Annotated in this window: 23 protein-coding genes; 12 read left to right on the top strand and 11 right to left on the bottom strand. The window is 41.8% G+C overall.

Going from position 1 to position 21,682, the window contains the following annotated elements; all coding sequences use genetic code 11:
• Together AAGC65_RS11075 and AAGC65_RS11070 are read left to right on the top strand one after the other, a co-directional pair.
• Nucleotides 1–253: Hsp70 family protein (locus AAGC65_RS11075; RefSeq protein WP_343112512.1), on the top strand; the 253-nt coding region annotated here is incomplete at its 5' end.
• 26 nt (nt 254–279) lie between these two features.
• Nucleotides 280–1,296, top strand: coding sequence for a hypothetical protein (locus tag AAGC65_RS11070; RefSeq protein ID WP_343112511.1), 1,017 nt, complete (start codon nt 280–282; stop codon nt 1,294–1,296).
• Nucleotides 1,297–1,552: 256 nt separating this feature from the next.
• Here the strand turns inward: AAGC65_RS11070 and AAGC65_RS11065 are convergent, their stop codons facing one another.
• Nucleotides 1,553–2,116: a hypothetical protein gene (locus AAGC65_RS11065; RefSeq protein ID WP_343112510.1), complete on the bottom strand. Its 564-nt coding sequence runs from the start codon at nt 2,114–2,116 to the stop codon at nt 1,553–1,555.
• Between the two features lie 472 nt (nt 2,117–2,588).
• Nucleotides 2,589–2,876: a hypothetical protein gene (locus AAGC65_RS11060; RefSeq protein WP_343112509.1), complete on the bottom strand. Its 288-nt coding sequence runs from the start codon at nt 2,874–2,876 to the stop codon at nt 2,589–2,591.
• Between the two features lie 118 nt (nt 2,877–2,994).
• Here AAGC65_RS11060 and AAGC65_RS11055 point away from each other — a divergent pair, with 118 nt between their 5' ends.
• On the top strand, nt 2,995–4,143 hold the full coding sequence (locus AAGC65_RS11055) for a tetratricopeptide repeat protein (RefSeq protein WP_343112508.1): 1,149 nt from the start codon (nt 2,995–2,997) through the stop codon (nt 4,141–4,143).
• Here the strand turns inward: AAGC65_RS11055 and AAGC65_RS11050 are convergent.
• Complete coding sequence (locus AAGC65_RS11050) at nt 4,140–4,724, bottom strand: riboflavin synthase (protein WP_343112507.1); 585 nt, start codon at nt 4,722–4,724, stop codon at nt 4,140–4,142. The two genes, AAGC65_RS11055 and AAGC65_RS11050, sit on opposite strands and share 4 nt — an antisense overlap.
• Before the next feature lie 744 nt (nt 4,725–5,468).
• Nucleotides 5,469–5,966, bottom strand: a complete 498-nt coding sequence (locus AAGC65_RS11045) for an SRPBCC domain-containing protein (protein WP_343112506.1) — start codon at nt 5,964–5,966, stop codon at nt 5,469–5,471.
• An 84-nt stretch (nt 5,967–6,050) separates the two neighbouring features.
• On the opposite strand from AAGC65_RS11045, the gene AAGC65_RS11040 reads away from it, so the two are divergent.
• From AAGC65_RS11040 to AAGC65_RS11015, 6 genes are all read left to right on the top strand, one after another.
• The gene (locus AAGC65_RS11040) at nt 6,051–6,515 is read left to right on the top strand and encodes an NUDIX domain-containing protein (protein ID WP_343112505.1); all 465 of its coding nucleotides are present in this window, start codon (nt 6,051–6,053) and stop codon (nt 6,513–6,515) included.
• A 100-nt stretch (nt 6,516–6,615) separates the two neighbouring features.
• Nucleotides 6,616–7,590: an ABC transporter substrate-binding protein gene (locus AAGC65_RS11035; RefSeq protein ID WP_343112504.1), complete on the top strand. Its 975-nt coding sequence runs from the start codon at nt 6,616–6,618 to the stop codon at nt 7,588–7,590.
• Entirely contained in the window at nt 7,590–8,459 is an 870-nt protein-coding gene (locus AAGC65_RS11030) for an ABC transporter permease subunit (protein WP_343112503.1), read from the top strand. The genes AAGC65_RS11035 and AAGC65_RS11030 overlap by 1 nt, the downstream gene beginning before the upstream one ends.
• Nucleotides 8,456–9,205: an ATP-binding cassette domain-containing protein gene (locus AAGC65_RS11025; protein ID WP_343112502.1), complete on the top strand. Its 750-nt coding sequence runs from the start codon at nt 8,456–8,458 to the stop codon at nt 9,203–9,205. Before AAGC65_RS11030 ends, AAGC65_RS11025 begins: the two co-directional genes overlap by 4 nt.
• A gap of 33 nt (nt 9,206–9,238) precedes the next feature.
• Nucleotides 9,239–9,484: a hypothetical protein gene (locus tag AAGC65_RS11020; protein WP_343112501.1), complete on the top strand. Its 246-nt coding sequence runs from the start codon at nt 9,239–9,241 to the stop codon at nt 9,482–9,484.
• A gap of 328 nt (nt 9,485–9,812) precedes the next feature.
• On the top strand, nt 9,813–10,364 hold the full coding sequence (locus tag AAGC65_RS11015) for a hypothetical protein (protein ID WP_343112500.1): 552 nt from the start codon (nt 9,813–9,815) through the stop codon (nt 10,362–10,364).
• Nucleotides 10,365–10,428: 64 nt separating this feature from the next.
• Here the strand turns inward: AAGC65_RS11015 and AAGC65_RS11010 are convergent, their stop codons facing one another.
• Complete coding sequence (locus AAGC65_RS11010) at nt 10,429–10,878, bottom strand: cytochrome c (RefSeq protein ID WP_343112499.1); 450 nt, start codon at nt 10,876–10,878, stop codon at nt 10,429–10,431.
• Nucleotides 10,879–10,880: 2 nt separating this feature from the next.
• Nucleotides 10,881–12,188 (bottom strand): PQQ-dependent sugar dehydrogenase, encoded by a 1,308-nt coding sequence (locus AAGC65_RS11005; protein ID WP_343112498.1) that lies wholly within the window; start codon nt 12,186–12,188, stop codon nt 10,881–10,883.
• Between the two features lie 139 nt (nt 12,189–12,327).
• Here AAGC65_RS11005 and AAGC65_RS11000 point away from each other — a divergent pair, with 139 nt between their 5' ends.
• Together AAGC65_RS11000 and AAGC65_RS10995 are read left to right on the top strand one after the other, a co-directional pair.
• Nucleotides 12,328–13,077 (top strand): hypothetical protein, encoded by a 750-nt coding sequence (locus tag AAGC65_RS11000; RefSeq protein WP_343112497.1) that lies wholly within the window; start codon nt 12,328–12,330, stop codon nt 13,075–13,077.
• 230 nt (nt 13,078–13,307) lie between these two features.
• On the top strand, nt 13,308–14,318 hold the full coding sequence (locus AAGC65_RS10995) for a substrate-binding domain-containing protein (RefSeq protein ID WP_343112496.1): 1,011 nt from the start codon (nt 13,308–13,310) through the stop codon (nt 14,316–14,318).
• A gap of 36 nt (nt 14,319–14,354) precedes the next feature.
• On the opposite strand, the gene AAGC65_RS10990 is transcribed toward AAGC65_RS10995, so the two are convergent.
• The 5 genes from AAGC65_RS10990 to AAGC65_RS10970 form a co-directional block, all read right to left on the bottom strand.
• Nucleotides 14,355–15,038, bottom strand: a complete 684-nt coding sequence (locus tag AAGC65_RS10990; protein WP_343112495.1) for an arylesterase — start codon at nt 15,036–15,038, stop codon at nt 14,355–14,357.
• A gap of 4 nt (nt 15,039–15,042) precedes the next feature.
• Complete coding sequence (locus AAGC65_RS10985; protein ID WP_343112494.1) at nt 15,043–17,601, bottom strand: FtsX-like permease family protein; 2,559 nt, start codon at nt 17,599–17,601, stop codon at nt 15,043–15,045.
• A 7-nt stretch (nt 17,602–17,608) separates the two neighbouring features.
• The gene (locus AAGC65_RS10980; RefSeq protein ID WP_343112493.1) at nt 17,609–18,298 is read right to left on the bottom strand and encodes an ABC transporter ATP-binding protein; all 690 of its coding nucleotides are present in this window, start codon (nt 18,296–18,298) and stop codon (nt 17,609–17,611) included.
• A gap of 112 nt (nt 18,299–18,410) precedes the next feature.
• Nucleotides 18,411–19,010: a GNAT family N-acetyltransferase gene (locus AAGC65_RS10975; protein WP_343112492.1), complete on the bottom strand. Its 600-nt coding sequence runs from the start codon at nt 19,008–19,010 to the stop codon at nt 18,411–18,413.
• Between the two features lie 65 nt (nt 19,011–19,075).
• Nucleotides 19,076–19,708 carry a MarR family winged helix-turn-helix transcriptional regulator gene (locus AAGC65_RS10970; RefSeq protein ID WP_343112491.1) on the bottom strand — a complete coding sequence of 211 codons (633 nt, stop codon included), beginning with the start codon at nt 19,706–19,708 and terminating at the stop codon, nt 19,076–19,078.
• Between the two features lie 217 nt (nt 19,709–19,925).
• Between AAGC65_RS10970 and AAGC65_RS10965 the strand changes: the two genes are divergently transcribed.
• Nucleotides 19,926–21,680, top strand: a complete 1,755-nt coding sequence (locus tag AAGC65_RS10965) for an ABC transporter ATP-binding protein (protein WP_343112490.1) — start codon at nt 19,926–19,928, stop codon at nt 21,678–21,680.
• Nucleotides 21,681–21,682: the final 2 nt, after the last annotated feature.

The following is a 21,682-nucleotide window of genomic DNA, read 5'->3' as shown; positions in this document are numbered from 1 at the left end:
GGCTCGCACCGAGGCCGAGCAAATGATATATACCGTAGAAGGCTTTTTGCGTAAGCATGGCACCCACGTTACATCCGAAGAAACCAATAAGACCAATGAGCTCTTGGTTACTTTAAAGGAGGCTATAGCCACGGCCGATAAAGACCTGATATTGAAACGTATTGACGAAATAAATGAATTTACCCGCCCCTTTGCCGAACGCCTGATGGATCAAGCCATTGGCACAGCCATGCGTGGTAAAAGCATTGAATAATATAAACCTAAACTAAATAGCACAACTTGAAGAGATTATCAGCAGTATTGGCCTTGTTAACAGTTTCGGCTGTTGGTTTAACGGGTGTTTTTAACAGTGCTTATGCCCGTCCGCTTTTTGCAGGTAAAGATACCACGGCTAAAGCTGTCGATGCACCAAAATTGGATACCCTGCAGTATGATTCGCTGATGAAACGGCTGGCCAATGGTGATAAAACAGGCCGCTGGCCGGTTAAAACCCAGGCTTATCCGTTGCCGGGAGCTATTTTGCCCTTTAACCGCATTGTAGCCTACTATGGTAATATGTACTCCAAAAACATGGGTGTACTGGGCCAATATGAACCCAAAGAAATGCTGGCCAGGTTAAAGGGAGAAGTAAAAGTTTGGGAGGCTGCCGATACGCTAACTCCTGTGATCCCGGCTTTGCACTACATATGCGTAACCGCCCAGGCTGATGCCGGTCGCAATGGTTTGCATAACCTGCGCATGCCTTTTAGCCAGATAGACAAAGTGCTTGATATGGCTAAGCAAATTAACGCGCTGGTGTTTTTAGATATTCAGGTAGGCTACAGCACCGTACAAACCGAACTACCTTTGCTGGAAAAATATCTGCGTATGCCCAATGTTCATTTTGGCATCGACCCGGAGTTTTCCATGAAAGAGGGGAGTGTACCCGGTAAACGCATTGGTACCTTTGATGCCGAAGATATTAACTATGTATCCGGCTATTTAGGTAGTCTGGTTAAAAAATATAACCTGCCGCCAAAGGTTTTTGTGATACATCGCTTTACCAAACGCATGGTAACTAACTACAAGGATATTAAACTGCGTAACGAGGTGCAGTTAGTAATGGATATGGACGGATGGGGCGGCCCCGATCTGAAAAAAGGTACCTATCAATATTTTATAGCTCAGGAGCCGGTACAATTCACCGGGTTTAAACTGTTCTATAAAAATGATATCAAGAATGTGCCTCATCGCATGCTTACGCCTAAAGAGGTTTTAAATTTAAAGCCAAGCCCAATTTATATTCAGTACCAGTAAAAACATTAACTTGAACTCCCGCGAGATTAGCGTAAGCGTATCTCGTGGGTGGCATGTAAAGAGCTTTTAGCTCGTGTGTAAATAATCTAAGGGTTAAGCTTTCACTTTTCGCAAGCTGAAAGCTTACGACATGATTGACCACGAGTTACGCTTACGCTAAACTCGCGGCAGTAGAGAATTTGATCTTATATTACGAGCCGTAACTATATAAGAAAGACGCATTACATGCGTCTTTTTTTGCCTTTGTATAAAAAGATTATTGCAAACTAACCCCTACAGTAGCTCTGGTATCGCTATAAAATAAGGTAAGGGCCTTTGGTTTTGCACCTGCGGGTATTTTATAAGTGATCACATCTGTTTCCTTAGTTGCTTCAGCATCTGCGGAAAGATAAGCGCCGGCATCTTCAGAGATAGAGGTATTATTATCAAGCAGTAACCGGAAATTGTTAGAAGAAAAACCGATACCATTACCGCCAATTTTATTTTTATTAGTCAGGCTAATCTTGAAGGTAAGTTCTATTCCTTTTGATTTTCCATCCGGATCGCTCAGGTCAACCGCGTTAACCGGGATCACTTTAAGCAAAGCCTCCTGTTGTTTACCTAATATGGCAGTATCAGGTGTAAAGGTAACCTTATAAGTTTTAGGAGCATTTGTTGGCTGTTCGGCAGGTGGTGTCGCGGTAGTAGGGGAGGCTGGTTGAGCAGCAGCCTCTGTTTTAGCAGTGTCTGCACCGTTTGCTGATGTTTTGTCTGATTTTGATTTGCAGGAATAGATAAATACAGATGCGGTAGCAACTGCAAGCAGGAAAATTTTTTTCATAGTGATTTTTTATAGTGAATAACAGCTAAAATAATTATTTGCATTTGATGTACAAATAGTTAAGTGTTATGAATGTATTAAGTTGATTATTTTACCGTATTTTAAGCATGGCTCTGTCTATTCTTTACAAAAAGAATTATTAAAACTCTCGCGAGATTAGCGTAAGCTTATCTCGTGGGTTGCATGTAAAGAGCTTTCAGCTGGTGTCTAAATCAAAGGGTTAAGGTTTCATTTTTGTAAGCTGAAAGCTTACACCATAATTCACCACGAGTTACGATTACGCTAAACTCGCGGTAGTGTTAATGCTAAACTTGTCCTTGCGAGCGATAGCGTGGCAATCGCGAACTATACAGAGCGGATATGCAGTGTGCGCGATTACTTCGTACTTTGCACTGACAAGTCGCTCTGATAATATATCAGATAAAAAAAGCTCCCCGGTTAACCAGAGAGCTTTTACAAAAAGCTTTGAATTTTAGCCTTTCAGCGCTTCCTGCTCTTTTAATGCCTGAATGTTGTTACTATCGCTAAAACTATCAGTTTGTTTAGCAAAATCTTCCAGGATACTGGTAATGTTGTCCAGATTGTCAGATACGCGCTGGTGCATGTCGGGGAGGTCTCTTTCCAGTCTTTTATCGCCCAGTTCTATATTGTCTACTTCAATTTTAGCCAGTTTGGTAATAATAGCCTGCTGACTGTTTCTCAGATCTTCCAATTCATGGACAATTTTCTCCATCAGTCCAAACTTCTTTAACTTATCCATAGTGTTGTGTTTTTTAATTTAAACTATACCTCAATAACCTTATAAAATAAAAATTGTTTAAAGTTTGGATACTATCTAAATAACTAATATTTTAGTTTTAACTAAAACATTAGTTTATATGAGAAGCTTTTTAGTATGCCTTTTGCTGATTTTTTACACGGTTGTAAGCTTAAAAGCGCAGCAAATACCCGCGGTAAATGATTCTTTATTATTGGATTATTATCAGAATCAACGCTTTGCCGAAGCAGCAGATTATTTGAAAAAAACATGCCCCGAACCTGTAACCAACAGTAAGGTGCTGTTAAAACTGGCTTATACCTCACAAATGGCCAGTCGCCTTACCGATGCAGAAGCTTATTACCAGCGCCTGTACCAAGCAGACTCGACCAATACCTCGGTGTTGTTCAGTTTAGGCGCAATCAATTTACGAAGGGGCAACAACCAGAAAGCCGAAGCCTATTATAAAATGATAGCCAGGCAAGACAGCAGCAATTTTTTGGTGTACAAGCAGCTGAGTAAAATAGCACAGGACAAAGCCGATGTCGCGGCCATGCTGGGTTATCTGCAAAAGGCAAACAAGATAAATCCGGCCGACCCGGATGCGGCATCAGACCTGAGCGATCTGTACGTGAGCTTAAAGCAATACCCAGTGGCCGAGAAGGTGCTGAATGGCGCTATCTCCAAAGATCCCGAAAACGTGATATTACTACAAAGCCTGCTCAAGCTTACTTCCGCACAAGATAAGTTTGCGACTACACGTGATATTTGTCTCAGGATGATCAGCCTCGGAGTAAAAACCGGGTATGTTTTAACCAAGCTTGAAGTGGCTTATTATAACCTTAAAAATTATACCTGCAGCGTAGAAACCTTTGCCGATATACCCGGATTAGAACAATCGGAAACCAGTTTTTATGTAGCCTCACTGGCTTATAAGGCACTTAAAGATCAGCCTATGGCCATCATCAACCTGAATAATGCCATTACAGAAGGTATATCGGGTAACATTAGCGATTACTACGCCGAAATGGCTGATAGCTATGAGCTGAGTAAAAAGTATAAAAAGGCGGTAATGGCTTATCAGAAGAGTCTGCAATTTGCCGAGAAACCAATTATTTATTACCTGCTGGCTTCCCTGTATGATTCGGAGCTAAAAAACAAACAACTTGCTTTAAAATACTACAAAAAGTACATGCAAAGCAAGCCGCCTGTAAAAGAGCAAAAATATATAGCTTATTCTAAATCAAGATTAAGCGAACTGGCCCGTTAGCGCTGCATTAAGCGGGCAACGTATTTGCCGATGATATCAAACTCCAGGTTTACCACCGAACCCTCACGAACATTGTGCAGGTTAGTATGCTCAAAAGTGTAGGGGATAATAGCTACCGAAAAACTGTTGGCCTTGGAGTTTACCACTGTTAAGCTAATGCCATTAACACAGATAGAGCCTTTTTCAACAGTTACATTACCTATTGAGGCATCATATTCAAAAGTGTATTCCCAACTGCCATCCAGCTCTTTAAACGCAGTACAAACGGCTGTTTGGTCAACATGGCCCTGTACAATATGGCCATCCAGGCGGGCATTCATTTGCATGCAGCGCTCCAGGTTTACCGGTTCGCCAATTTTAAGATGGCCGAGGCTTGTTTTATTTAAAGTTTCTTCAATGGCGGTTACTACGTGCATGCCATCGGCCAGGGCAACAACGGTTAAACAAACCCCGTTGTGGGCTACCGACTGGTCGATCTTTAATTCATGTGAGATAGTCGATTGAACGGTGATGTGCAAATTGCCCTGATCTTGCTGCAGATCGGTTATTTTACCTAATGTTTCTATAATTCCTGTAAACATGTGCCCCCCAACCCCCTAAAGGGGGAGTTTTTTTAGTGAAATCAAAGCTAAAAATATTGCGGGTGTTTTTTGTCAGGCAAGGATGAAATTTTGTTACAGGTGGATACAAAAGAAAACAATTAATTAGCCGATCAAATGGGAAAGGTGAGAGGGATTGCGTAATGGGAGGGAGGGGAGCGAGAGAGAATCGCTGTTATCTTTAGTAATGAGCAGGAGGCACCTACGGAGCCGCTTACTAAATGTTTTAATCTATAAACACGTGACTCCGCTGGAGTCTGGAAATAAAAATATATAGCTCCTGAGAAGTAATCTCTTTATAATATGATTTCTTTGGAGTCCTGAAATAAAAAAGCACTGTAGCTTCGTAGAAGCAACCTGTTTATAGAGTTATAAAAGTATTTTCATGGCTCCGTAGGTGCTTCCTTTAAAGCGTATACCTTATATAATTACACATATTTTTATGTACATTTGTAATACAAACAGCCCGGTTCTCTTTTTATGAGGTAACCGGGCTGTTTGGTTAAGGTAAAAAGCTTAACCAAGAAATTGATCTTTGAAATTACTTATCTGATTATCAATAATTTAATACTTTTTAAAGCTGTGAAAACGATATAAAAAGCAGATAAAATGGCTTAAAATGAACGATTTTTGCCAAATTTTAAGCTTTTTTCGATCAATTTTGATCGTTTTATGAAGCAAAAAATGTTAAAATAAAATTTTAAAAAGTTTTGGTCAAGGGGCAGACTATTTAAAACTTGTAAATAGATCAACCCTTTTGTTACGCAGATCCTTGCCGCCTTCAACTATTGATTTCAAATTAGCCAAGTAGAAAGTCCACCCGATTTGGCATTGCACATAAAGGTTCCTGGTTGGGTCTTCTTCCTGCGGAATGTTTTCCTGGGTGAGCTCAATTAGGGTTTGCCCGTATTTGTTCTGGATATCAACGGTAACAATGCTTTTGCCAGAGAAAGTGAATTTGATCAGGTCGGCACCGTTATTTTCCAGTACCTGGCCGTATTCAACCGTGTTGTCATCATAACCATGCCAGTACCAGGTGTAAGTATCTTCCTTGCTGATAAACTCATGCGGGGCGCGTTGGCGGCCTGCTATGGCACAAAACTCGGCACGGCGTAAAAACCAGCTTTCGAGCCCGGCAGGTGTAGCCCAGGCCTCATAAATGTTGCGAACACCGGTATCAAAACTGGCAGTTAGTTTGAATGTTGTCCATCTGTTGTCGGTCATGGTATTAGCTGTTAAAAGTATAGGTTACATAAAAATAACAATAATACATGGCTCTTTTATTAACTTGGTTTTAAATTTTAGTTTATGGGTAAGCAAAGCGCCGGGATACTCTTATACCGAAAGATTAACAGCGAATTACAGGTGTTTCTGGTGCATCCCGGCGGGCCGTTTTTCAGGAATAAAGATGATGGCAGCTGGTCGGTGCCTAAAGGGGAATTTTTAGAAGATGAAGATCCGCTGGCAGCCGCCCGACGTGAGTTTGAAGAGGAAACGGGGCAGGCCATAAATGGTCAATTTATCCAATTAAACCTTATTAAACAAAAGGGCGGTAAAACTGTGCAAGCCTGGGCGTTAGAAGGCGATATTGACCATTTAAACATCCGGAGCAATACTTTTGAAATTGAATGGCCTCCACGATCAGGCAAACAGCAATCATTCCCGGAAATTGACAGAGCCGGATGGTTTGCAATAGACACCGCCAAAGTAAAGATCAATCCCGCGCAGGTGGAGTTGATAATGGAATTGGTTGAATTAGATAAGAAGAAATAAACGCCTTGAGCCCTCCCCAAATACGGGGATATTGGTCAAACTAATTTCAGCTTTTACAGTTGTGTTGTTACCTTTAGGCTCATTTATATAATTTAGCACAATGAAGTTTTTTAAATATTTACCTGTAGCAGTTCTGCTTATTTCCATAGTATCGTGTAAGCCTAAAACCAAATCAACCACCGTACCCGTGGTAGGTTTTATTGATGCCTTTGAGGATGTTACCATTGCGCAGGCCCGTACCGGTTTTACCGACGCGCTTAAAAAAGAAGGCTTTAGCGAAGATAAAAAAACAGTACAGATAGAATACCGTAACGCCCAGGGTAATATCCCTACGCTTACGCAGATAGCGAATTACTTTATATCAGAAAAAGTTGATTTGCTGGCTACAAGCACTACTTTATCAACCGTAACTGCATTACAGAACACTAAAACCATTCCGGTTTTTGCTATGGTATCACCGGTGCCGGAGCGTATGAAAGTTGTTGATGCCAATGGCAAAGCACCCGCTAACCTTTTTGGCGCGGTGGAGGATCTGAATTATATTGATACTTCATTTACCATTATCCCTAAACTACTTAAACCCAAAGGCGCTAAACTGGTGATCGGGATGATCTACAACCAGTCGGAGCCTCAATCTGCCGATGCGCTTAACCGCATTAAAACCCTTGCCGAAAAACAGAATGTGACTATAGTTGCATTGCCTTTGAATTCTTCTGCCGATGCGCAGTTGGTTACCGAATCGCTGTTAAACAAAAATATCGATGCGTTTTTCGCCAATCCGGATAACACAGTTTTTGCTTCTTTTGAAACCATTTTGAAAAGCTGCAATCAAAAAAATGTGCCCATATTTACCAGCGAAGCCGGTTTGGTACAACGCGGAGCAGTAGCCGCGTTTGGTGCAGATATTTACCAATGGGGTTACCAGGCAGGAGAGCAGGCTGCTTACTATCTGAAGAATCATAAAACCGATGGCCTGGCACCAGAAATGGTAAAGATCAGGAAGCGTGTATACAACCCTGCTGTGGCTAAAAAATATAACATTACTATACCTTCAGATTTCGAGGCTGTTAAATAATGGATTTTTACCTCACCGCTTTATTACAGGGGCTTTGCTTTTCGGCACTGGCATTGGGCATTTATATCTCCATGAAGATATTTAACATTCCCGATATCACTACCGATGGCAGCTACACGCTGGGCGGTGTGGTTACGGGCGTACTGCTTACTCATCACCAATCGCCTTTGATTATTTTGCCGGCTGTAATTATTGCCGGGGGAATAGCCGGGGCCTTAACGGGGCTTATCCATACCAAATTAAAGATAAACGCTCTGTTGGCGGGTATACTGGTCATGACGGCTTTGTACTCTGTTAATCTAACCATTATGGGGCGCTCAAATTTGCCGTTGATTAGTGTGTCATCGCTATTCTCGTTGGTGAGTTTAGTTGCCGATCCTAATCAGAATACGTTTTGGATACTATCAGTTTTTGTGGTCGTTATCACCTTTTTGATAGGCTACCTTCTTAAAACAGATTTTGGGATAGCCATGCGGGCTACCGGTAATAGCGAATCTATGATCAGGGCTTTAGGTGTAAATACCGACCGGATGAAAATTACCGGTCTGGCGTTGGCCAATGCACTTACTGCTTTGAGCGGATATCTGATTGTACAGTTTCAAGGCTTTGCAGATATCAGTATGGGCATAGGTATTGTGATTGTGGGACTTGGTTCGGTTATCATTGCTGAATCACTCATTAACTGGTTGCGTATTACCAGTGTTTGGCTTAGTCTGGCCCTGGTATTAGGTGGGGCTGTGATATTTCAGTTGGTTTTAGCCTTTACGCTGGCTATTGGTGTTGATGCCAATTTGCTTAAAATAGTTACCGCGGCATTTGTATTATTGATAGTTAGTTTACCCCGTTTATCTTCGCTCAAAGCATCATGATAGCTATTAACGATGTTCATAAGGTTTTTAACAAGGGTAAGGCTAACCAGGTAAACGCGGTTAATGGTATTACCCTGGATATTGCCGGTGGCGAGTTCCTGGTTGTAGTAGGTTCTAACGGTTCGGGCAAAACCACGCTGTTGAACTTAGTGGCCGGAAGTGTTTTCCCGGATGCGGGTAGCATTAGTATTGATGATAATGATGTGAGTAAACTGGCTGATTATAAACGTAGCCAGTGGATAGCCCGTGTTTTTCAGAACCCCATGAGTGGTACGGCATCTGACCTCAGTATTTTAGATAATTTCAGGCTGGCTGCCATACGTACCCAAGCCAAAGGTTTATCAATCGGTATCAACGATAAATTTAAGCAGCAGGTTCGCGAAAAGATAGAAACACTGGGGATGGGGCTGGAGAATAAGATAGAACAACCTATGGGGACGCTCTCGGGCGGGCAGCGGCAGGCTTTAACACTACTCATGAGCGTAATGGATAGCTGTAAAGTTTTATTGCTGGATGAACCCACTGCAGCACTCGACCCAAGATCTGCAGATGTGGTGATGCGTACTGCCGACAAGCTGATAGCAGATTTCAAACTGACTGCAATTTTGATCACCCATAACCTGAAAGATGCCTACAATTATGGCACCCGGATCATCCAAATGGGTGAGGGGCTGGTATTACGCGATCTGAACAACAAACAAAAGTCAGATTTAAAGCAAAATGACCTTTTTGACTGGTTCAGTTAAAAAATGGCAAAGTAATTGTATAGACATTGGTCTATGAAAAACAATAATTTTGAAGCCATACTCGACGCTTACCAGTTAGTAAGTGGCGCTAAGATAAAAGGAAAAAAACAAGACGAAATTTTTGAACTGGGCACCTACGATGCTTTAAAAAGAGGATACATTTTGTACCCTTTGGAGCATGGTGTAAAGTATGATGATTTCAGTGTCATGATATCTGAAAAGGAGTTAAAGACTAACTTTTTAATAGAATCTACAAAGGCAAATGCAATAGCAGCGTAATTTTTAGTGGCGGCTCAACAGGCTTAACGTATCTTATTTTCTGTGTAAAATAGCTTGTTTAGCCATTTTTGACTTAAAGTTCATCTTATTTCAGATGAACCTATCTCTCTTGTGCACATCGTGTATTTTGCAATATCTCGTAATTAGCGTAAATTTGTATAAATAAATGATGCCGTTTAATAATTCATTCTGCGAAAAACATGAACTATGGTTTAGGATCAACCAGCAGAAGAGTTGTGCATCAACCATACTTTTCTCAGGTCCGTTTTAGCAATATCATTATCCGGGCAGAATATTATTTATCATTATTTATTGAACCGAAGTTTGCATGAAGCAGGCTTGGCACACTTTAAAATTTATGGACGCTTATTATACAATAGAAGAGAAATATCTGCGGGCTGTGGATAAGCTATCGTATGGCAAAACCACTAAAGGACTTAAATTGCTTAACGAGATCATCAGCAACGATCCTTTATATGCACGCGCACACCACCGGTTGGGTATGATATATTACTATGAAATTAAGGATTACCAAACCGCAGGTTATCATTTTAAAACCTGTATGGAGCTGGAACCTTCGTTCCCTGATAACTATACTGATTACCTTGATCTGCTGGTGTTTTTAAACATGGAAAAATCGGTACATAACGTATCTGTTAAGGCGCTAAATACTCCCGGCGCGGATACTGCCGGTATTTATGATCTGTTAGGTTTATTTTACGAAAAAAATAAACAATGGACAAAAGCTTTGGATGCCTACCAAAAAGCATTTATGGAGGTTACCCAAAATGCCGAAAAAGCAGATATTGAACTGAGCCTGAAAAGGGTTCGCTCTAAAATGCAGCAAACCCAGGCTTATAATTATCACGTTACAGAGTAAGCAGGTATTATAAAACAAAAAGAGCGGGCATTATACCCGCTCTTTTGTTTTAGTGCTTTCGGTTTTATTTTTTGTTGGTTGCCCTAACAGCCTTAACCTGCGCCATAGTTATAGCAGGCGCTTTGTTACCAAAGCTGTTACGTACAAATGTGAGTACGTCGGCAATTTCCTGGTCTTTTAAAAAGTCGTGAGATGCCATGCTGTTTGAGTATTTGTCGCCGTTGATCTCCACATCTTCGTCAAAGCCGTTTAATACAATTTTTATCAGCTTGGTTTTGTCGCCTAAAACATAAGTGGTTTTAACCAGCGGTGGGTTCATATGTGGCACGCCCAAACCATCGGCCTGGTGGCAGGAAACACAGTATTGTGAAAACACCTTTTGCCCGGCAGCTACAGAAGCCTTTAAGCCAACAGCGGGGCTCTTTTTAAGAGTTTTATGTTTAGTTTGAGCTTGTAATGCGGCAGTTGATAATACAAATGCCAGTATCAGTAAAGAGAATTTTTTAAGGTGCATTGTTATTTTTTATAGGTTATTTTATAAATAGTTCCCTGGCTATCGTCAGTTACATAAAGTGAACCATCGGGGCCCTGGGCTAATCCACAAGGGCGGTGTTCGGCACGGCCTGAAGCTGTGTTGGCGGCAGATCCTGAAAAGCCGTCAGCGAAAACTTCCCACTGGCCGGCAGGTTTACCATCTTTAAAAGGCTGAAATACTACAAAGTAGCCAGCTTGTGGTTCAGGTGCGCGGTTCCATGAGCCGTGGAAAGCGATGAAAGCGCCATTCTTATATTTTTCAGGGAATTGATCGCCTGTGTAAAACAGCAGGCCGTTTGGCGCAAGGTGACCCGGGAAGGCCGCAACCGGATCAATAGCATCCTGTCCACCTTCTTTTTTGCCATCGCCGCCATACTCGGGCGCTAACATTTTTTTGTGCTGTTCCTGGTCATAATACATATAAGGCCAGCCCGCATTATCACCTTTTTTTAAGGCATACATACATTCGGCAGGTAAAATTGCCGATTGTTGTACAGTATAAAAATCCGGCCAAAGGTCATGCAACTGATCGCGGCCATGCTGCATCACAAAGAGCTGATTGTTTTGCTGGTTCCAGTCCATACCCACCACGTTGCGTAGGCCTGTAGCATAACGTACGCCATCACCATAGTGCTGGTTAAGTTTATCGGCCTTAAACTGCCATATACCGCCTGCCGAATCCAGAATAGGGCAACCCTTGCGGCCTGGCGAACCCTTTTTACGGTCTTCTACCTGGCATGAGTTGGAGTAAGCGCCGATGTTAACATATAGGTTGCCATCGTTATCAAGGGTAATAGCTTTAGGCTCATGCTGCCTGCGGCTGATTAACCCGGTTACAATTTTTTCAGGCTGATCGGGATTGATCACTTCATTTTTATCATTCAGTTTAAAACGAAAAACTTCTTCATCAGATGAAGCATACAGGTATCCATTTTTAACAAATACACCTGTACCGCCAAATGTACCAAAGCTGTTTTTTACAGTAGTTTTGTCGCCTTCCTGTTGTAAAAACAAAATGCCTTTACCATTTTTTGCACGGCTCAACTTAACATAAATAGTGCCTTGCGGGGTAACGGCAATTTCGCGGGTGCCGCCAAGTTTATCGGCTATGATAGCCGCGTTAAAGCCTTCGGGCAATTTTAAACCAGCGCCTCCATCTGTAGTGGGCGATGTTGTGGTCGGGTTTTCATTATTAGTTGCAGGTCCTGGGTCTTTACAAGCGTTAAAAAGTATAAAACTCGTTATCGCTGCAGCGGGCAGCAATAAGGAAAGCAGTTTTCTATTCTTCATGGCAGTTGATTTACGGTTACCAAATTAAATAAATATACAGTGAATATCGAAATGTGTTTTGTACTAATGCTATGACAATAAAATAGCTGCATTAAACCATTACCTACCTGTACCGTCATAGTTATATAAACTTACAATTATGAAAAAGTTAATCTTATTATCAGCAATAGCATCAGGTACCCTGTTTTTTGCCAATGCAGTACAAGCGCAAATATCTATACATGTTGGTTTAAATATACCTGTGCACCGTGTTTATACCCCGCGCCCGGTGGTAGTTGAAGAGGCCCCGGTGGTTTATGACGACCAAAACATACCCGCTGATTATAGTGATGACTATTATTATTTGCCCGAGGTTGAGGCCTATTACAGTGTGCCAAACCATTGCTATTATTATAACAATGGCAGCGCTTGGGTAAGTGGGGTTTACCTGCCGGGTGCTTATCGTAATTATAACTGGCGCACCGCGGTGAGGTATGAGGTTCGTGCTCCGCGACCATATTTGCATCATGATATGTACAGGTCAAGATGGGGTGGTTATGCAGGTGGTCGGGTTAACTGGAATAACCGATACGATAGGAGATATAACGGGGGCTATGCCTACAGCAGTCGTGATAACCGTGGCTGGGGCAATTATAACCGCGACCGGAGCAATTGGGGTAGAGGGAATGATAACCGTAACAGGGATAACTGGAACAGAGGAAATGATAACCGTAACAGGGATAACTGGAACAGATCAAACAATAATCGTGGTAATTGGGGAGACCGATCAAATCAGAACGATAATCATAACCGCGGCAACTGGGATAGGGCAAATCAAAACAATAACCGGGTAAATAATAACAACGAACGCTTTGCTCAAAACCGCGTAGGTTATGGCACCCGCCATTAAAATATGGATTTAATAAGATATGTATTAATTTAATTCCCTATAAATGCATATACGAAAAGGCCGCCCGTTACAGGCGGTCTTTTTTTGTGAAGTTTACATAAGTATCTCCTCATTTTTAAAGATCAATTGGCGTAATGGGCTTTTTATTGAAATTTATAGCTAACTTATAGTAGAAACCCTCTTTTCTGTTACCATATATATCATATATTTGGATAACTAATATTAAGCATTTGAAGAAGAAATTATCTATTGTTGATATAGCCAATAGCCTTAACATATCTAAAACCACCGTATCGTTTATCCTAAATGGACGGGCGCGCGAAAAAAGGATAAGTGAGGAATTGGTTGACCGTGTTTTAAAATATGTAAAAGAAGTTGGCTATAAACCCAATTCTCTGGCCAAGAGTCTGCGTACAGGTAAATCAAATATTATAGGTTTATTGGTGGAGGATATATCCAATACGTTTTTTGCCAGTATAGCAAGGCAAATAGAAGACCGTGCCTACAAAAACGGCTATAAAATTATTTACAGCAGCACTGATAACGATACCCAGAAAACCCAGGAGTTAATTGCCATGTTTCGCGACAGGCATGTTGACGGATATATCATTGTGCCGCCACCAAACATTGAAGAGGATATAAGCGGATTGATACGTGATGGTTTGCCTGTTGTACTTTTTGACAGGCATTTGCCCAATGTGGAAACCGATTATGTACTGGTTGATAATTTATTCAGCACCTATAATGCTACCCGTTATTTGATTGATAAAGGATATAAAAACGTAGCATTTATTAGTATTGATGCAGAGCAAAGCCAAATGTTAGACAGGCTTGATGGCTATAAAAAGGCTATGAACGAAAGTAAGCTGAAGATCAATACCCAGGAGCTTGATTTTTTCCAGGATAAAAAATTGGTGACAAGCCAGATTGTTGATTTTTTAAATGAACATCAGGAAATAGATGCCATTCTGTTTGGAAATAACCGCCTGGCTACCTGCGGACTTAAAGCACTCAGAAATTTAAATAAAAGAGTGCCTGAAGATATAGCCCTGATATCATTTGATGATTATGAGGTTTTTGAATTAAGCAATCCTCCGATCACGGCTATAGCTCAACCTATTGATAATATTGCCGACCAGGTGATCACGATATTATTAAACAGGCTTAATAACACACCAGAAAATGATAATAAACAACGCGTTATATTGCCAACCGATCTAAAGGTCAGGAAATCAACCTGAGCGTGGTAAGATAAGAAGAACTTTAGAAGGAGTATATTACAATACTCCTTCTAAAATCTTCCATACATTTTCGGCCACAATTTTAGCACCTTTGGCTGTAGGGTGTATACCATCGCCCTGGTTTAGTTCGGGTACGCCACCCACTCCCTGTAAAAGGAAAGGCACCAACGGAATATTGTTTTTTGCTGCGAGTGCCGGAAACACCGCCTTAAATTTATTGGTATAATCGGCACCCATATTTGGCGGAACCTGCATACCCAACAGTACTATTTTAGCTTGAGGGTATTTGGCTTTAACCTTGTCAATAATGCTTTGCAGGTTTTTAGTGGTTTCTGTCGCAGGTATACCACGCAAACCATCATTAGCACCAAGTTCCAGTATAAAAACATCAAACTTTTGTTTTAGCAACCAATCAATGCGGCCGTTGCCTCCGGCAGTGGTTTCGCCGCTGAGGCCGGCATTAATCACTTTGTAGGGCAGCTTTAATGAGTCTATCTTATTCTTAATAACCCCCGGAAATGCTTCAGACGGATCATCCAGCCCATACCCGGCGGTAATGCTATCACCAAAAAACAAAGCTATCTTTTTTGAGGATGAATCAGCTTTAGTTTCGGTTGTGGCACTTTGCGATGTCTCCCCATTGGCGGGCTTCTTGTTTTCGCCACATGAGGCCAGTACAATAGATGCGAATAATATAATGGCTAACCTGATTTGATGCATATAATTAAGCGTTGGTTCTTAATATTTCAAGCGGTGGTTTATTTAAAATTCCCCTGCTATTTAACAAGCCAATGATAACAGTTAGTATGGATATTATAAAAAATAAAATCAGGGCCGGTAAATAACTTACCGTATAGGGTACCTCAAAACTATACTTGGCTAATAGCCAGCTGCCGCCAAAGGCAATGGCTATACCGGTAAGTGCCGATAAACTACCTAAAAATAAATACTCCAGTGCGGTGATCACCAATATCTGTTTTCGGCTGGCACCCAGGGTACGCAGTAAAACACTCTCCTGTATGCGCTGGTACTTGCTGATGCGCAACGAAGCAATAAGCACCACTACACCCGTTAAAATACTAAAGGCGCTCATAAAACGTATTACATAGCTTATTTTGCTCAGCAGTTCATCGAGTACACTTAAAATAAGGCCGAGATCAATAATAGATACATTGGGGAAGTTCCGCACCACTGCCCGCTGAAAAGTCGCTGATACTTTGTTGGAGGGTACATGGGTGAGCAGTACTTGAAATTGTGGTGCATCTTCCAGCACCCCGGTCGGGAAAACTACCTGAAAATTGGTTTGTACCTTACCCCAGTTAACCTTGCGAATGCTACTCACATGCGTTGGCATTTGCACGCCCTGTACGTTGAATACTATTTTATCACCAATTTTGAGATTAGCACGTTTGGCCAGGTTTTCTTCAACAGATACCGGCACATCTTTTCCGGGTTGCGCTTTGCCAATCCAGGTGCCGTCTGTTAGTTTTTCTGATTCTGAAAGTGAATCGCGGAAGGTTACCCGGTACTCGTAGGCAAAAACACCATGTGATATTTTAATGGTCGAATCTTTTTGCAGGTCGGCTGCGGTTATGCTATTGATTTGTTCAATACGCAGGGTTACAATAGGTACTTGCTGCAATATGGGTAAACCCTGCTTGCGGGCTAAATTGGCAACAGAATCTTTCTGACTATTCTGTATATCAAACAATATCATGTTTGACTGATTGCCGCTGGCCGATAAACTAACCTGACCGATCAATATGCTCTGTATAAAAAACAGGATACATATAAACATGGTACTTAACCCGATAGAAACCATCAGGATAAGGGTTTGGTTATTGGGGCGGTACAAGTTGGCAAAGCCTTGTCGCCATAGATAACTCCATGAATCGTTAATGAGCAGTTTCATTACCCGCATTAACAACCAGGCTACGGCGGCCAGTATCATAAATGCGGCCAGTATGCCCAGGGTGAAAAACAGGCTGCCCAGCCAGCTATTTAGCTGTAAATAGGTAAAGCATATAATAAATAGGGTAATCAGTAAATACACCAACCAGCGCAATGGATCGCGCGAAGGATTTACCGTATCAAAAGACATGCGCAGCGTATTTAACGGCGATATATTACGGATAGATATGAGCGGCAACATAGCGAAGAGCAGGGAAATGATAACACCCAGTAAAATGCCCTGCCCAATAGCCATCCACGATATTTGAACCGATATGGCGAATGGCAAAAAATCTTTAAACAACAAGGGCAGTAAGTGTTGTATGGCTGTACCCAAAACTGCTCCAATAACCGAACCAATGAGCCCGATGCCCACTATTTGTATCAGGTATATTAAAAATGCCTCGGCTGATTTAACACCCAGGCATCGCATAATAGCTATGGAGGCAATTTTTTCGCGAACATAAATATGTACCGCGCTGGCTACACCAACACAACCCAGCAGCAAAGCAACAAAACCTACTAATGATAAAAACTTGCTCAGGTCGCCGAAGTTACGACCGGTATTTTCTTTACGGCCTTCAACGGTTTCATACCGCATGCCTGCTTTGTCCAAAGTTGGGTCAATTTTTTTGGTGAGCCTGTCCATATTTACAGGCTTGCGGTACTTATAAAAGAAGCTATAATTAACCCGGCTGCCTATTTTTAAAAGCCCGGTTTGCGCAAGGTACTGCATGGGTATATAAACCACCGGAGCAATGCCGGCTACCACACCGCTTTGGCCCGGAGCCCGATTTAAAATGCCGGTGATTAAAAACTGACTATTCCCAATTTTTATGGAATCGCCGAGGTGGACGTTAAACTGCAGCATCAGGGTTTTATCAACCAGGGCCATCTTGCCTTTTTTAAAGGAAGTTCCGGCTTCTACAGGTGTTGTCTCTATAGCGCCATAGTAGGGGAAACCGCCTTGCAGTGCACGTACCTGTACCAACCGGGTATCTTTACTTTTTGGGAAATAGGCCATAGAAGCAAAGCTGCGTTCCTGTGATCGTTCATCGCCCAAAGAATCAAGCAATTGTTTGAGCGAACCGGTTGGTAGCTTATTTCCCGATATAGATAGATCGGCCCCTATCAATGTAGCTGCCTGGCCATTAATATCATTTTGTACATTGTATTTGAACGAATAAATAGCCACCAGCGCGGCTATACCAAATACAATGGCCGATATAAAGAGGAATAGTCGGGAGTGGTTTTTACGGCTATCGCGCCAAGCCATGTTAAGCAGCCAGCGGAAGTTTATTTTTCGATGGTAATTAACAGTGTTGGTTTCCATAGCAGACCTATCCGTTAATTGTTTTTTCGTCGGCTATTAGTTTTCCGCCTTTTATCCTGATAATACGCTGGGTTTTAGCTGCCAGATCCAGATCATGCGTTACCAGTACCAGTGTGGTACCTGCCTCTTTATTGAGGTCAAATATCAGCTTTACTACCTTTTCGCTGGTTTCGGCATCCAGATTACCGGTAGGTTCATCGGCAAATAAAATTTTAGGCGCGTTTGAAAAAGCTCTGGCTAATGATACCCGCTGCTGTTCGCCGCCCGATAGTTGCGAAGGGTAGTGGTGGCCTCGTTCGGCTAAACCAACTTTATCCAGCAGGTCGAGGGCTTTAGCCTTAATGTTTTTTTCGTTGCGCAGCTCCAGCGGAACCATTACATTCTCTAATGCTGTAAGGGTTGGGAGCAACTGAAAGTTTTGAAATATAAAACCAACATGCTGGTTACGAACCTGCGCGCGTTGATCTTCGGTTAAATTACTGAGGTTGATATTGTTCAATTGTACAGAGCCCGAACTTGAACGATCAAGCCCGGCGCACAAGCCCAGCAGCGTTGTTTTGCCACTGCCTGACGGGCCTACAATGGCATTGGTTGAGCCTGTTACAATGGTGAAGTTTATATCGCTGAGCACAGTAAGCGTGCGGCCTGCACTTTGATACGTTTTGCTCAGATTGGTGATGTTGAGTATAGTTTCCAAACAGTATAATTTTAGGATATAGATGCTGCAAGAATATATTTGTTACCAGTATGGCACGCATAAACACCCATCAATTGTGCCATTTATTGTTTAATGACTTTAAAAGTACAATTTACAGTTTGGCCTTCAGTGCTTCTTTGGCACCATTTTGCCACTCGGGTTGTAAAATACTCAATATAATAGAGTCGCGGCGACCTCCTTCTCTGAGCGGCATGTGGCTCCGGAGTATACCCTCTACGGTGCAGCCAATGCTTTTCATGGCGGCAATGCTAAGGTCGTTTCGTGCATCAGCCCTGAACTCAACCCGTTTCATATCCAAATTTTCAAAGGCAAATTGAAGCAATAAATATTTGCAGTGTTTATTAAGGCCGGTACCCCTGAATTTTTCGCCATACCAGGTATAACCTAACTGCAATGTTTCATAGGCTACTTGTATATCATAAAAACGGGTACAACCGGCGTAGGCTTTGGTTGTCTTATCGTAAACAATGAAAGGATACTCTTTCCCTTCGTCGCGAGCCCTTAATGCCGCATCTATATAAATGCGCATGCCATCATTGCCTTTAGGGCTGGTTTGTGAATATTTCCAGGTATCGGGTTCGTTGATGGCAAAGGGTAATAGGTTTTTAAGGTCGGTGCTTTGTAAGGGTCTTAGCAATACCCTGTCATCCTCTAAAATATAAGCCGCTTCGGGATCAAATGGTGCGATCATAGTAACAAAGTATTTGTAGCTAATTTATTATTATTTCCCGGCAGCTAAGTTCTTTGTTTAAAACTTCAGGATCTATCGGCCATCACCTGATCGTACATTTGGTCAAAAGGTTTGTTTTTTACCTCAATGGCCACGGTTGAGTTGCGTTGCTCGCAATATTTAAGCATCTCAAAGCAATCCATAATTACATCGTCGTCAATACCTTTAAAAGTCATTTCTACTACTTTGCCAGATACCTTGTAGTACTCATCCAAAGCTTTTAGTCCTTTATCAGTGATGGTGATCAGCTTGGCGCGCTTATCATCGGGAGAGGTGCGTTCGCTAACCTTTTGCTCGCGTATCAGCCGGTTGATCACTTCCATGCCGGTGGTTGTTTCGGCAAACATGTGGTTGATGAGATCGCTTTTGCGAACTTCACCCAGATTAAGCAAGCTATTCAGATAGTAAAAACTTTCGGCCGGAGGGGCATCTATATGATTAACTGCTGCCCGGAAGTAGAGGGAATAGGCACTTAAAATACGGCCCATAGTTTTAAGTAAATGAGCGCCATTCATGATGCGTTCGCCAGCTTTACCTGGAGTTTTGGGTTTAGGCCGTTGTTTTTGAAGGTAATACCTGCAAAATGCTTCTACGCTATGATCGGAGCTGGCCTCTTCAAAAGCCGACCATTCCTGTACTAACTCAACTATGGGTTTCATTTATTCCTGTTTGGTTGTAAAAATAAAAAATTATTTCCAAATAGTTTTATTTGTTACCAAATAGTAATATATTTGAAATTATGTTTCAGTTTGGTAGTATTTTGCTTATTGCTTAAATATTTTACTCTGTGTAGAAAATGTTTTAATTACTTAATCGTCATCATAATAAAGCGTAATTTGGTAAGGATATTCTTATCAATCCTGATAGAAGAGAAATATGCAAACACAAGATCTTAAAAAAAACAGCAAAAAACCGCCTGGCGTATTTAGCTTGTTAAAACCTTACACAGGGTTGGTTACTTTACTTTTATTATTTGCCTTATTAAGTAATGGAGTGAATTTGTGGTTGCCTAAAGTAATTGCCAGTGGTATTGATGATTACGCGCAGCAGCATTTTGTTTTGAATGATATTATCAAAAAGTTCTCGATAGCTGTAGTGGTGATCTTTATTTTTAGTTACCTGCAAACTATTATTCAAACTTACGCATCTGAACGGGTTGCACGTGATCTGCGATCAAGACTTTCTGATAAGATATCCCGTCAAAGCCATGCTTTTATTGAGCAGGCTAACCCGGCAAAACTATTAACAAACCTTACTGCCGATGTTGATTCTATCAAGCTATTTGTATCGCAGGCCCTGGTATCTATCGTATCGTCGTTATTTATCATTATAGGTGCAAGTATATTGTTGTTTACCATCAACTGGAAGCTGGCTTCGGCTGTAATTGCTATTATACCTATTATAGGTGGTACATTTTTTTATGTGCTGAAAAATGTGCGGGCCTTATTTATCAAGAGCCGTGGCGTTATTGACCAGTTGAATAAGGTAATTAATGAAAGCATACTGGGAGCCGCGCTTATCCGGGTAATTAACTCGCAGCAACTGGAATACAATAAGTTTTTGCTGGCTAATACAGAAGCTAAGCAATATGGCTTACGGATACTGGGCTTTTTCGCGGGGCTTATACCCATCGTAACCTTTACCGCTAACATGGCCTCATTAACCATTTTAGTGATGGGTGGTCATTTCGTGATCAGCGGCAGTATGACTTTGGGAAGCTTTGCGGCTTTTAATAGCTATCTTTCGCTTCTGATATTCCCGATATTCATATTAGGATTTATGAGCAACCTGATCGCGCAGGCTTCAGCATCATTTGCCCGAATCAGCACGGTTTTAAATGCACCCGACGTGGCCGAAACTGGTACTTTAACAGAAAACCTGCGCGGTGATGTTGAACTTAAAGAGGTATCCCTTTTTTACGGGCAAAAGCCAGCGCTTAAAAATGTATCATTAAAAGTAGCCGCCGGAGCAAAGATCGCGGTGATAGGGCCAACGGCTGCCGGTAAAACGCAATTGCTTTATTTGCTTACGAATTTGATTAACCCAAGTTCGGGAGAGGTGCTATATGATGACCGCAGTATCGGAGCTTACAATAGCGAAGCCTTTCATAGCCAGGTTGGTTTTGTTTTTCAGGACAGTATTATTTTTAACATGAGTATCCGCGAAAACATTGCTTTTAGCGATACGGTTACTGACGAATCATTACAGAAAGCTATTGATACCGCAGAGTTGAGGGATTTTATAGATAGTCTGCCTGATCATCTAAATACAATAGTATCTGAGCGGGGTTCAAGCCTTTCCGGCGGACAAAAACAACGTATTATGCTGGCCCGGGCATTGGCTGTAAACCCTAATGTATTATTGTTGGATGATTTTACTGCCAGGGTTGATAACCATACCGAAAAAAAGATACTCACCAATATTCAAAAAAATTATCCGGGCTTAACGCTGATATCTGTTACGCAAAAAATAGCCTCCGTTGAGCATTACGACCAGATCATTCTGCTGATGCAGGGTGAAATTGTGGCCCGGGGCGTACATGACGAACTGATGCATACCAGTACCGATTATGTACAGATATTTAATTCGCAGCAAAGTACCAGTAATTACGAACAGGGCCTTGCTCACTAAAA

Source organism: Mucilaginibacter sp., assembly GCF_039207105.1.
In the GTDB taxonomy this organism is placed as follows: Bacteria; Bacteroidota; Bacteroidia; order Sphingobacteriales; family Sphingobacteriaceae; genus Mucilaginibacter.
This window is presented reverse-complemented; position numbering and strand designations above follow the sequence as displayed.